The following is an 11,503-nucleotide window of genomic DNA, read 5'->3' as shown; positions in this document are numbered from 1 at the left end:
CCCCCACACTGCAGGACACACACCCGTCACCGGAGGTTCGTCATGAAGACCCCGACTCTTGCCGCATTGGCGCTGGCCTGCCTGCTCGTGGCGGGCACCGCCGCCGCCGGGCCCGCCAGGGTCACCGACCCGCAGGCGCCGCGCGCCCTGGCCGTGGAAGGCCCGGTGCAGGTGCAGTGGAACGACCCGTCCGGCTTCACCGAGCTGCGCCAGAACCGCAACCGCTGGGAAGCCGAGCGCGGCAACTGGGTGGCCGACCTGGCCGAGTACCTGCGCAAGCAGGCTTCCAGCAAGCTGCCCGAAGGCCAGCAGATGAGCGTCACCATCACCGACATCAAGCGCGCCGGCGATTACGAGCCCTGGCATGGCCCGCGCATGGACGACGTGCGCTTCATGCGCGACATCTACCCGCCGCGCATCAGCCTGCAGTTCACCCTGACCGACGCGCAGGGCCAGGTGATCGACAAGGGCGAGCGCAAGCTGGTGGACAACGCCTACCTGTACGGCAACACGCGCCTGTCGGACACCGATCCGCTGCGCTACGAAAAGCGCCTGCTGGACGACTGGCTGCGCCGCGAGCTGCGCGAGGACCGCGCCACCGCCGGGCTCTGACGCCGGCGGCGGCGCTCGCGACCGCACGAGGATGCAAGGAAAGGGCCGCGTCAGCGGCCCTTTTCTGTTGCCTGTTGCGACAGATAGACGCGCGGCGTGCGCTTGAGGCTGCAGGGCAGCCGGTAGGCGCTGGTGTTGCAGCGCGGCGCCAGTTCGGAAATGGTCGGCGCCGTGCCCCACAGCTGCACGATGCTGCCCAGCCCGGCCTGCGGGTGGTCGGTGAGGTCGACGGTGAGCATGTCCATCGACACCCGCCCGATCAGCTGGCCGGGCACGCCGTCGATCTGCACCGGGGTGCCGTTGGGCGCGAACTGCGGGTAGCCGTCGGCATAGCCCATCGCCACCACGCCCACGCGCGTGGGCCGCTGCGCGACGAAGCGCGCGCCGTAGCCCAGCGGTTCGCCGGCGCCGATCTCGCGCACCGCGATCACCCGCGACTGCAGGGTCATCACCGGGCGCAGCTGGTCGGCGTGCGCGCTCGGCTGCGGGTACAGCGGGTCGGCCCCGTACAGCATCAGGCCCGGCCGCACCCAGTCGCTGCGCACCTGCGGCCAGCCCAGCAGCGCCGGCGAGTTGCACAGGCTGGTTTCGCCGGGCAGGCCATCGATGGCGCGGTTGAAGGTGTCCAGCTGTTCCAGCGTGCGCGGGCTGTCCAGTTCGTCGGCCCGCGCCATGTGGCTCATCAGCACCATCGGCGCGATGTGCGGCAGCGCCGACAGCCGCGCATGCGCGGCGCGGAATTCCTCCACCGACAGGCCCAGCCGGTGCATGCCGCTGTCCAGCTTCAGCCAGACCTGCAGCGGGGCGTCGCTGCGGAACGCGGCCACCGCCTCGACCTGCCAGCGCGAGGCCACCGCGGTCCACAGCGCGTGCTCGACGATCAGCGGCAGCTCGGCCGCGTCGAAGAAACCTTCCAGCAGCAGCACCGGCTTGCGGATGCCGGCCTGGCGCAGTTCCAGCGCCTCCTCGATGCAGGCCACGCCGAAGCCGTCGGCCTCGGCCTCCAGCGCGCGCGCGCAGGCGACCGCACCGTGGCCGTAGGCATCGGCCTTGATCACCGCCAGCGCCTTGCCGCCGCCCAGCTGCCGCGCCAGCCGGTAGTTGCCGCGCAGCGCTTCCAGGTCGATGAGGGCCTGTGCCGGGCGCATCAGGCCGCTCCCTGGCCGCCGTAGCGGAAGATGTCCAGGCCTTCGGTGCTGATCTGCGGCTTGCGGCCGTCCATCAGGTCGGCCAGGTAACGGCCGGAGCCGGCCGCCATGGTCCAGCCGAGGGTGCCGTGGCCGGTATTGAGGAACAGGTTGCGGTACGGCGTGGCGCCGATGACCGGGGTGCCGTCCGGCGTGGCCGGGCGCAGGCCGGTCCAGAACTCGGCGCGGGACAGGTCGCCGCCGTGTGGATAGAGGTCGTTGACCACTTTTTCCAGGGTGGCGCGGCGGCGCGGGTCCAGCGACAGGTCGAACCCGGCCACCTCGGCCATGCCGCCGACGCGGATGCGGTCCTCGAAGCGGGTCACCGCCACCTTGTAGCTCTCGTCCAGGATGGTCGAGGTCGGCGCCATCGCCGCGTCGGTGATCGGCAGGGTCAGCGAATAGCCCTTGAGCGGGTACACCGGCAGGCGCATGCCCAGCGGCGCCAGCAGCTGCGGCGAATAGCTGCCGAGCGCGACCACGTACTGGTCGGCGGTCTCCAGCCGGCCGCCGATGCGCACGCCGGTGATGCGGTCGCCCTCGCGCTGCAGGCCGGCCACGTCCTGGTCGAAGCGGAATTCGACGCCGGCGGCGGCGGCCAGCGCGGCCAGCCGGCGGGTGAACAGCTGGCAGTCGCCGGTCTGGTCCTCGGGCAGGCGCAGCGCGCCGACCAGGGTGTCGGCCTTGCCGGCCAGGGCCGGTTCCACGCGCACGACGCCCTGGCGGTCCAGCACCTCGTAGGGCACCCCGTACTGGCGCAGCACTTCGATGTCCTGGGCGGCGGCGTCCAGCTGCTGCTGGGTGCGGAACAGCTGGGTGGTGCCCAGCTGGCGGCCTTCGTAGTCGATGCCGGTGGCCGCGCGCAGCTCGTTGATGCAGTCGCGGCTGTAATCGGACATGCGCACCATGCGCGCCTTGTTGATCGCGTAACGGCCGGCGGTGCAGTTGCGCAGCATCTGCCACAGCCAGCGGTACTGGGCCATGTCGGCGGTGGGGCGGATCGCCAGCGGCGCGTGTTCCTGGAACAGCCACTTGATCGCCTTCAGCGGCACGCCGGGGGCGGCCCACGGCGAGGTGTAACCGAAGGAAAGCTGGCCGGCGTTGGCGAAGCTGGTTTCCAGCGCCGGGCCCGGCTGCCGGTCCACCACCGTGACCTCATGACCTGCCTGCCGCAGGTACCACGCACTGGTCGTGCCGATCACACCACTGCCGAGTATCAGAACCCGCATCGTTCTCTCCTGGGAGCCCGCCCATGCCCGGCGCGGAGGCGGCGGGAGCGACGGCAGGCTCGGACCCTGTCAATTCCCTGCGCAGGATCGGGCAGGGGCCATGAACGGCGCAGTATATTCAGCCCATTCCAGTGATTTTTCCCGTATTGCAGGATAAAACAGGGTAATTTCCCGTTTCCTTCACGCAAAGCAGAGCGCCATGGCCACCCGCAGCCGCGAACTGGACAAGATCGACCGCCGCATCCTGCGCATCCTGCAGGCCGAGGGCCGCATTTCCTTCACCGAACTGGGCGAGCGCGTGGGCCTGTCCACCACGCCCTGCACCGAGCGCGTCCGCCGGCTCGAACGCGAGGGCGTGATCACCGGCTACTACGCGCGGCTGGACCCGCAGTACGTGAAGGCCGGGCTGCTGGTGTTCGTGGAGATTTCGCTGGCCTACAAATCCGGCGACATCTTCGAGGAATTCCGCCGCGCCGCGCTCAAACTGCCCAACGTGCTGGAGTGCCATCTGGTCTCGGGCGACTTCGACTACCTGCTCAAGGCGCGCATCAACGAGATGGCCTCCTACCGCAAGCTGCTCGGCAGCACCCTGCTCAGCCTGCCGCACGTGCGCGAGTCCAAGAGCTACATCGTGATGGAGGAAGTGAAGGAGACGCTCAGCCTGCCCATCGCCGATTGAAGTGGGCCGACGACAAAGCGGCGGGACAGGCCCGCCGCTTGCTCATCGGACACTGCCCGCCGCGTTGTCAGCGGCGGTCCCGTTCCGGCGCCTTGTGCGCCTGCTTGTCGGCCTTGCCGGCGGCTTCGCTGGCGCCGGCGGTCTTCGACGGCCGCTGCGGTTCCTGCGGCGCCGGCTGGCCGGCGTTGCGCTGCGGGGCATGCCCCGGGTTCGGATGGTTCTGGTGCATGTTGGACATTTCGGTACTCCGGTACGGCATGTGGACGCGCATCGACTGCGCATGCGCACAGTGCGCCCCGGAAGGGTTATGCACGCGCCAAGATGCGGTGATTCCCGCCGTGACCTGGGTGACTGCGCGGCCCGCGTTGCCGGTGGTTAAGCCCGCCGGCGCTCAGCGCACGATGCGCACGCCGTCGCCGCTGGGCACGGTGTCGTGGTAACGGCCGGTGCGGGTGTCCATCACCCGGCCGGGGCCCGCCGGGCGCATGCCGTTGAGTCGCCGTCCGTCGTGGTCGTACACCGGTACCGCCGCGGTCGGCGACGGCTTCGCGGCGGGCTTGGCCGTAGGCTTGGCCGCGGGCCGGTCGCCCAGCGCCGGGCGTTCCAGCCGCTCGCGCAGGCGCGCGTTGTCGGCCGCCTGGCCGGTGGCATCGCTGGCCGGCTTCGAGGGCGGCGGCAGGCTTACCGGCCGGGTCTGCGTCGGCGGCGGCGCGGGCCTGAGCTGTGCCATGGCGGGGACGGCGGCCAACATCGCAAGCAGCAACAGAGGAATCCTTTTCATCGGGCACTCCCACAGGTGCGTATGGGGCGATCATGCCTCCCCGGCGCTGCAGGGGCCATTAACGCGGCGGTTGGAGCCACGCCGGCCCGCGCCTACCATGGCGTTCCATCCCCCACGGAGGCGCCCCCATGACCGCTTTCGACCTGACTCCCCCCGATGCCGCCCAGCGCGACGCCCTGGTCGCCGGCCTGGGCGAGGACGAGCGCCGCGTCCTGCTCCACCACGGCACCGAGGCGCCGTTCTGCGGCGTGTTCCTGGACAACAAGCGCGAGGGCACCTACTGCTGCCGGCTGTGCGGCCTGCCGCTGTTCCGCTCCAGCACCAAGTTCGACTCCGGCACCGGCTGGCCGAGTTTCTTCGCTCCGTTCGACCCGGCGCATATCGGCCGCATCCGCGATACCAGCCACGGGATGGTGCGCACGGAAATCGTCTGCGCCCGCTGTGGCAGCCACCTGGGCCATGTGTTCCCCGACGGCCCGCCGCCGACCTTCGAAAGGCATTGCCTGAACTCGGTTTCGCTGTCCTTCGTCGACCGCGGCGCGGCCTGGCCGGACCCGCTGCGGCGCGGCGGCGTCGAAGCGACGGCCTCCGACTGAGTTCACACTTTCCCGCTTCAGTTCCGGCCGGCACGGCCGACAACGGGATATCCCCTCCCGTGTCCCCTGCCCCATGCTCATCATCGTCGGTCTGCTTGTCGTCATCCTCAGCGTACTCGGCGGCTATGTCGGCGCGCACGGCAAGCTCGGCGCGCTCTGGCAGCCCTTCGAGCTGGTGATCATCGGCGGCGCCGCGCTGGGCGCCTTCCTGGTCGGCACCCCGGCCAAGACCGTCAGGAAGACGCTCGGCTCGGTGGTCGGCGTGTTCAAGGGCCCGCGCTACAAGCGCCAGGACTACCTGGACGTGCTGAGCCTGCTGTACGAACTGCTCAACAAGGCGCGCCGCGAAGGCTTCATGTCGCTCGAGGAGCACGTCGAGAACGCCGCCGAAAGCCCGATCTTCGCCAACTACCCCAAGATCCAGGCCGACCACCACCTGGTGGATTTCATCACCGACTGCCTGCGCCTGATGATCGGCTCCAACATCGAACCGCACGAGCTGGAACCGCTGCTGGAGCTGGAGCTGGAAAAACACCATCACGAGGCGATGGAGCCGGCGCACGTGCTGACCAAGGTCGCCGACGGCCTGCCCGGTTTCGGCATCGTCGCCGCGGTGCTGGGCATCGTCATCACCATGGGCTCGATCGGCGGCGATATCAAGGAAGTCGGCGCGCACGTGGCCGGCGCGCTGGTCGGCACCTTCCTCGGCATCCTGCTCGGCTACGGCTTCATCGGCCCGATCGCGGCCGCGGTGGAAGCGCGCGCCGAACAGGATTCGCGCATCTACGAGTCGGTCAAGACCGCCCTGCTGGCCTGCCTGCGCGGCTACAACCCGAAGATCGCCCTGGAGTTCGCGCGCAAGACCGTGCCATCGGCGCTGCGCCCGGGCTTCACCGAGTTCGAGCAGCACCTGAAGTCGGTCAAATAAGCCATGGCCAGCAACGATGCCAAGCCCACGGTGATCGTGCGGCGGGTGAAGAAGATCCAAGGGGGCGGCCACCACGGCGGTTCGTGGAAGGTGGCCTATGCCGACTTCGTCACCGCGATGATGGCCTTCTTCCTGGTGATGTGGCTGCTGGCCTCCACCAGCAAGCCCGAGCGCGCGGCCATTTCCGAGTATTTCCGCAACCCGAGCCCGCTCAGCGGCGCCAGCGCCACGCCGGCGCCGGGCATGGCCGGGCCCGGTGGCGCCAGCACCTCGATGATCAGGCTCGGCGGCGCCACCGACATCTCCCGCGGCAACAGCAACGACCCCTTCCAGAACCAGCGCGAAGCCGTGCCCACGCCGGTGGACGAGCGCGAACGCGAGAAGCGGCAGCTGGAAGCGCTGAAGCAGGAGCTGGAGGAAGCCATCAGCAGGAGCCAGGCGCTGGAGCCGTTCAAGGACCAGCTGCTGCTGGACATCACCCCCGAAGGGCTGCGCATCCAGATCGTGGACAAGCAGAACCGGCCGATGTTCGACATGGGCAGCGCCACGCTGATGCCGTACACGCGCCAGATCCTGCGCGAGCTGTCGCACTTCATCAACCAGGTGCCCAACCACATCAGCATCGGCGGCCATACCGACACCACCGCCTATTCCACGCAGCTGGGCTACAGCAACTGGGAACTGAGCGCGGACCGCGCCAACGCCGCGCGCCGCGCCCTGCTGGAAGGCGGCATGGCGGAGGACAAGGTGGCGCGGGTGATCGGGCTATCCTCCTCGGTGCTGTTCGACAAGACCGACCCGCAGAACCCGATCAACCGCCGCATCAGCATCGTGGTGATGACCAAGGAGGCCGAGGCCGCCGCGCTGTCGGCCATCGCCGCGCTGCCCATGCCCGGCGCCACGGCACCTGCCACACCGGCCGCCGCGGACGACGGGGCGGCCGCGGCGCCCGGGGCCGGCATCCACTGAAGGCCCGCGCCGCGGCGCGGGTTCGGCAACACCGGCAGCGGCCGCCTACAATGGCGGCCGTTTCCTTTCGTCGAACGCCCATGTCCAAGCAGTCCAAAGCCAAGCGCGACAAGCGCAAGAAGCAGCAGCCCCGCCGCCCGTTCCTGCGCCTGGACGCGCAGCAGCAGGTCCAGAACCACGCCGTGCTGGTGAACGAGGAAGGCCAGGTGGTCGCCGCCATCGGCCTGCAGGGCCGGCAGTGGCTGCTGTCCATCGGCGGCCAGACCATGGGCAACGCCGACAACCCGGTGCCGATGCTGGCCATGCTCAAGCACCTGGCCAACGTGCAGGAGAAGGAAGGCCGCAAGGTCACCCTGGAGCACTCCGAACAGCTGCAGCAGCTGATCGACGCCACCGCCGCGGCCGAAGGCAAGAGCGCCGACGACTACCTGGCCGGCCTGGTCGCCGAATTCGAGGGCGTCGAAGGCGAGGAAGCCGCGACCGACGGCGACGATGCCGCCGATGAAGCCGGCGCCAGCGAAGCGGCGACCGGCGCCGAAGCCGAAGCCGAAGCCGGCGACAAGCCGCAGGCCTGAGCGGCGGCGCCGCGGTGACGGTCTATATCGACGATGCGGTACACCCCTGGCGCGGCGAGCGCTGGGCGCATCTGCTGGCCGACACTCTGCCCGAGCTGCACGCCATGGCGCGGCAGCTCGGGATTCCGCGGCGGGCGTTCCAGAACCGGCCCAGCGGCGCGCACTACGACGTGCCGGCGCCGCTGCGCGAAACCGCCATCGCGCTGGGCGCGCGCGCCATCTCGCGCCACACCGACCGCGAGCTGGTGCGGCGGGTCATCGCCAACGCGCGGGCGCAATACCAGCCATAGGCGCGGGGCCGGCCCGCGCGCTTCCCGTGGCATCCGCCCCGTCCGCCAGGGCCTGCGGGGCAAACGCCGCCGCTACGCGGGCACGGCGGGATTCAGAACGGGTCGCTGCCCGGCCGCACTTCCACGCCCAGCAGCGAGCACAGCGCCAGCATCGCCTCGTCGTCGCGGCTGAGCGCGATCCAGCCGGCGTAGCCGTCGCCGCCGGTGTTCCAGTTCCACAGCGTGTAGCCGTGCTCGCGCAGGCGGTCGTGCGCGGTCGCCATCAGCGTGGGCACGTCGAGATCCTGCGCGAAGTCCTCGTCGTCCAGGTCGCCGCCCCAGTCGATGCGCAGGTTCCAGCGCGCGGCCAGCTCGTCGAGCGCGGCCACGAACGAATCGACGTCCTTCCAGTCCACGTAGAAGCCCGCGCGCCAGTCGATGGCGTCCTTCAGGTCCCACAGCCACTGCTCGTCGCCGGCCTCGTCCTCGGCGCCGGCGCGCGCTTCGCGCCAGGCATCGAACTGCTGCAGCGCGGTTTCCTCGTCGCCGGGGTTGATCAGCCACAGCAGGTTCCACACCCGCGCCGGGTGGTCGTCCTCGTCGAAGGTCGGCAGCAGTTCGTCGGAATCCTCGTAGTCGGCACTGTTGTCGGGCATGGCGGCTCTCCACTGCGTGATGGCGCGCATTCTGCCGCCGCGCGCGCGGCAGCGGAAGCCGCAGCGGTTATCCTTGTGCGCCTGAAGAGGGCCACGGTGGCCGTCAACGAACACAGACATGAGCGATACCCCTCCCGACCGCCTGGCGGTCAACCCCAGCAGCCCGTTCCACGACCCGGCCGCGCTCGAACGCGGCGTCGGCGTGCGCTTCAACGGCGTCGAGCGCGACGACGTGGAGGAGTATTCGGTCAGCGAGGGCTGGATCCGCGTCCAGGCGGGCAAGGCCCGCGACCGCCGCGGCAACCCGATGACGCTGAAGATCAACGGCGCGGTCGAGCCGTATTTCCTCAACCTGAAGTAAGGCGGGACGGAGCCCGGCCGCGGGCTCCACCCCCGAAAGCCAGCGCCGGGCGCCACCCGGCGCCGCGCCCTCCCCGCTAGTCGCGCTGCCGGCTCTCCAGCAGGTCCAGGTTGCGGATCAGCTTGCGCGCGACCTCGTCGGATATCTGCCCGCGCCGGGTCAGCCGGAACAGCTCCTCGCGCTCGGCGGTGAGTCCGGCCGAGCGCAGGCTGCGGTAAGCCTGCTCCATGCGCCGCACCTTCTCCGGGTCCTCGTCCGGGCCCTGTCCCTTCTCCAGGTTGCGCTGGTACAGCAGGCTGACCCGCGCCGCGGCGTCGTTGTAGAGCTGCACGTTGGTGGTGGTCTGGCCTTCCACCAGCTGCTGGCGCGTCTTCTCCACCGCCGCCAGCGCGGCCTTGGACGACAGCTTGCGGGCCAGGTCCTCCACGCGCCGGCTGTCGTCGTCGCGCGGCAGTTCCAGCCCGCGCAGCAGCCGCGGCAGCAGCACGCTGGCGCCGAGCAGCGACACCAGGATCACCGAGGCGGCCAGGAAGATCACCAGGTCGCGCGCCGGGAACGGTTCGCCGCCGGGCACCATCAACGGCAGGGTCAGCACGCCGGCCAGGGTGATGGCGCCGCGCACGCCGGCCACCGACATCGCCAGCACCACGCGCCAAGAGGTCGTGGTCACGCGTTCCTCGCCGCGCCAGCGCGCGCGCAGCAGGTTCCAGCGCAGCGACAGCCACACCCAGGCCAGGCGCAGCACCACCAGCATCGCGTTGATCGCCAGCACGTAGATCGCCAGCCACCACCATTCGCGGTGGCCGGTGACCGCGATGGTGTCCACCGCGCGCTGCACGATGCCCGGCAGCTGCTCGCCGAGCAGCACGAACATGATGCCGTTGAAGCTGAACTGCACCGTGTTCCACACCGCCGCGCGCTGCACGCGCATGCTGCCGCTGATGCGGCCGGTGAGCTCGACGTAGCTCATGGTGATGCCGGCGGCGACCGCGGCCAGGATGCCGGAGGCGTTGAATTCCTCGGCCAGCAGGTAGGCGGCGAAGGGGATCAGCAGGTTGACCAGCAGCGCCGCGCCCGGTTCCTCGCCGAAGCTGCGCCACAGCCAGCGCTGGAAAGTGGACACGCCCAGGGTCACCGCCACGCCGATGCCCAGGCCGGCGAAGGCCACCCACAGGAAGGTCAGCGAGGCCTGCGCCAACGAGAAGCTGCCGGTCATCACCGCGGCCACCGCGAAACGGAAGCAGACCAGGCCGGAGGCGTCGTTGAGCAGCGACTCGCCTTCCAGGATGTGCATCAGCCGCTTGGGAATCGGCACGCGCGAGGCGATCGCGCCCACCGCCACCGGGTCGGTGGGCGAGATGATCGCCGCCAGCGCGAACGCCACCGCTAGCGGCATGGCCGGGATCAGCCAGTGGATCAGCAGGCCGGCGCCGACCACGGTGAACACCACCAGGCCGAACGCCAGCTCCAGGATCGCGCCCTTGTCGCGGAACAGGCCCTGCTTGGGGATGCGCCAGCCGTCCAGGAACAGCAGCGGCGGCAGGAACAGCAGGAAGAACATGTCCGGCTCGAGCGCGTGGCCGCGCTTGAACACGCCGGAGATCAGCGCCCCCAGGCCGATCTGCACCAGCGGCAGCGGCAGGGAAAACGGCAGGATTCTCACCAGGTAGCCGCTGGCGACCACCGCCACCAACATCGCCAGAACGACTTCGATCGTGTGCATGCCTCTCCACGAAGTCACCACCTTGGCGGCGACGGTTGGACCCACGCGGAAAAACTACCACAGCCCCGCGCCGCCGCCGATGACGGCGGCGGGTGTTCCGGCACGAATCCGGACGATCAGGCCGCGCCGTCGAAGCGGTAGATGTCCATCGCCAGGAAGCCCATGTCGATGCCGGCATCGATGCGCCGCGCGCCGAGCCGGTCCGAACCGGCCGCGCCCATCGCGAAGTGCAGCGGCAGCAGGTGCTCGTCGGTGGGATGCGCCTGCTCGGCGAACGGCGCCTGGCGGCGGTAGTCCAGCAGCGCCGGCACGTCGTCGGCCAGCAGTTTACGTTCCACCCACTCGATGAAGGGGCGCACGTACGGCGCTTCCCCGCCCTGCGCGTAGCTGCGCCAGTCGTGCAGGTTGTGGGTGATGCTGCCGGAGCCGACCAGCAGCACGCCTTCGTCGCGCAGCGGTGCCAGCGCGCGGCCCATCGCCCACTGGTGCCCGGGCCCCAGCGACGGCTGGATCGACAGCTGCAGTACCGGGATGTCGGCCTGCGGGTAGAGCAGGCGCAGCGGCACCCAGGCGCCGTGGTCGAGCCCGCGCCGCGGGTCGATCGCCGGCGACAGGCCGGCCGCGGCCAGCCGCGCCGCCACGTCCTGCGCCAGTTCCGGCGCGCCGGGGGCCGGGTATTGCAGCCGGTACAGCGCGTCGGGGAAGCCGCCGAAGTCGTGGATGGTTTCCGGCCGCGCCGCCGCCGACACCGTCGGCGCGCGGCCCAGCCAGTGCGCCGAGGCCATCACGATGGCGCGCGGACGCGGCAGCGCGGCGGCCAGTTCGGCCAGGCGCGGCCCCACCGGGCCGGGCTGCAGCGCGGTCATCGGCGAACCATGGGAGATGTACAGGGACGGCAGGGCGGACATGGGGAACTCCACGCAGGAGGCGATGCCGCC

General features: G+C 70.5%; 15 protein-coding genes. 8 read left to right on the top strand and 7 right to left on the bottom strand.

The features are described from left to right. The first annotated feature begins 42 nt into the window (after nucleotides 1-42). Entirely contained in the window at nucleotides 43-612 is a 570-nt protein-coding gene (locus AC06FP_RS11525) for a DUF3016 domain-containing protein (protein WP_478075581.1), read from the top strand. Nucleotides 613-662: 50 nt separating this feature from the next. Here AC06FP_RS11525 and alr read toward each other — a convergent pair whose 3' ends face one another. Beyond that, a complete protein-coding gene (alr, locus tag AC06FP_RS11520; protein ID WP_478075580.1) occupies nucleotides 663-1,760 on the bottom strand; it encodes an alanine racemase in 1,098 nt (365 codons plus the stop codon). Continuing rightward, nucleotides 1,760-3,028: a D-amino acid dehydrogenase gene (locus tag AC06FP_RS11515; protein WP_478075579.1), complete on the bottom strand. Its 1,269-nt coding sequence runs from the start codon at nucleotides 3,026-3,028 to the stop codon at nucleotides 1,760-1,762. The genes alr and AC06FP_RS11515 overlap by 1 nt, the downstream gene beginning before the upstream one ends. A 199-nt stretch (nucleotides 3,029-3,227) precedes the next feature. Between AC06FP_RS11515 and AC06FP_RS11510 the strand changes: the two genes are divergently transcribed. Then, nucleotides 3,228-3,707, top strand: a complete 480-nt coding sequence (locus AC06FP_RS11510) for a winged helix-turn-helix transcriptional regulator (protein WP_055770585.1) — start codon at nucleotides 3,228-3,230, stop codon at nucleotides 3,705-3,707. A gap of 67 nt (nucleotides 3,708-3,774) precedes the next feature. On the opposite strand, the gene AC06FP_RS11505 is transcribed toward AC06FP_RS11510, so the two are convergent. Beyond that, entirely contained in the window at nucleotides 3,775-3,945 is a 171-nt protein-coding gene (locus tag AC06FP_RS11505; protein WP_456117998.1) for a hypothetical protein, read from the bottom strand. A 153-nt stretch (nucleotides 3,946-4,098) separates the two neighbouring features. Next, nucleotides 4,099-4,488, bottom strand: a complete 390-nt coding sequence (locus tag AC06FP_RS11500; RefSeq protein WP_456117997.1) for a hypothetical protein — start codon at nucleotides 4,486-4,488, stop codon at nucleotides 4,099-4,101. Between the two features lie 128 nt (nucleotides 4,489-4,616). Between AC06FP_RS11500 and msrB the strand changes: the two genes are divergently transcribed. The 5 genes from msrB (at nucleotide 4,617) to AC06FP_RS11475 (ending at nucleotide 7,846) form a co-directional block, all read left to right on the top strand. Beyond that, complete coding sequence (gene msrB, locus AC06FP_RS11495) at nucleotides 4,617-5,084, top strand: peptide-methionine (R)-S-oxide reductase MsrB (protein WP_478075578.1); 468 nt, start codon at nucleotides 4,617-4,619, stop codon at nucleotides 5,082-5,084. 73 nt (nucleotides 5,085-5,157) lie between these two features. Further along, complete coding sequence (gene motA, locus AC06FP_RS11490) at nucleotides 5,158-6,012, top strand: flagellar motor stator protein MotA (RefSeq protein WP_456117995.1); 855 nt, start codon at nucleotides 5,158-5,160, stop codon at nucleotides 6,010-6,012. 3 nt (nucleotides 6,013-6,015) lie between these two features. Continuing rightward, entirely contained in the window at nucleotides 6,016-6,981 is a 966-nt protein-coding gene (motB, locus tag AC06FP_RS11485) for a flagellar motor protein MotB (RefSeq protein WP_478075577.1), read from the top strand. Nucleotides 6,982-7,061: 80 nt separating this feature from the next. After that, complete coding sequence (locus tag AC06FP_RS11480; RefSeq protein ID WP_478075576.1) at nucleotides 7,062-7,556, top strand: hypothetical protein; 495 nt, start codon at nucleotides 7,062-7,064, stop codon at nucleotides 7,554-7,556. 14 nt (nucleotides 7,557-7,570) lie between these two features. After that, nucleotides 7,571-7,846, top strand: coding sequence for a DUF4031 domain-containing protein (locus tag AC06FP_RS11475; protein WP_456117992.1), 276 nt, complete (start codon nucleotides 7,571-7,573; stop codon nucleotides 7,844-7,846). A gap of 92 nt (nucleotides 7,847-7,938) precedes the next feature. On the opposite strand, the gene AC06FP_RS11470 is transcribed toward AC06FP_RS11475, so the two are convergent. Further along, nucleotides 7,939-8,481, bottom strand: a complete 543-nt coding sequence (locus AC06FP_RS11470; RefSeq protein WP_456117991.1) for a DUF6630 family protein — start codon at nucleotides 8,479-8,481, stop codon at nucleotides 7,939-7,941. A 118-nt stretch (nucleotides 8,482-8,599) separates the two neighbouring features. Between AC06FP_RS11470 and AC06FP_RS11465 the strand changes: the two genes are divergently transcribed. After that, the gene (locus tag AC06FP_RS11465; protein ID WP_456117990.1) at nucleotides 8,600-8,842 is read left to right on the top strand and encodes a DUF3297 family protein; all 243 of its coding nucleotides are present in this window, start codon (nucleotides 8,600-8,602) and stop codon (nucleotides 8,840-8,842) included. A 76-nt stretch (nucleotides 8,843-8,918) separates the two neighbouring features. Here the strand turns inward: AC06FP_RS11465 and AC06FP_RS11460 are convergent, their stop codons facing one another. Beyond that, nucleotides 8,919-10,565 carry a Na+/H+ antiporter gene (locus AC06FP_RS11460; protein ID WP_456117989.1) on the bottom strand — a complete coding sequence of 549 codons (1,647 nt, stop codon included), beginning with the start codon at nucleotides 10,563-10,565 and terminating at the stop codon, nucleotides 8,919-8,921. A gap of 116 nt (nucleotides 10,566-10,681) precedes the next feature. Continuing rightward, nucleotides 10,682-11,473, bottom strand: a complete 792-nt coding sequence (locus AC06FP_RS11455; protein ID WP_478075575.1) for a DODA-type extradiol aromatic ring-opening family dioxygenase — start codon at nucleotides 11,471-11,473, stop codon at nucleotides 10,682-10,684. Nucleotides 11,474-11,503: the final 30 nt, after the last annotated feature.

It is taken from the genome of Stenotrophomonas sp. Steno-Z2 (assembly GCF_056393235.1).
This window is presented reverse-complemented; position numbering and strand designations above follow the sequence as displayed.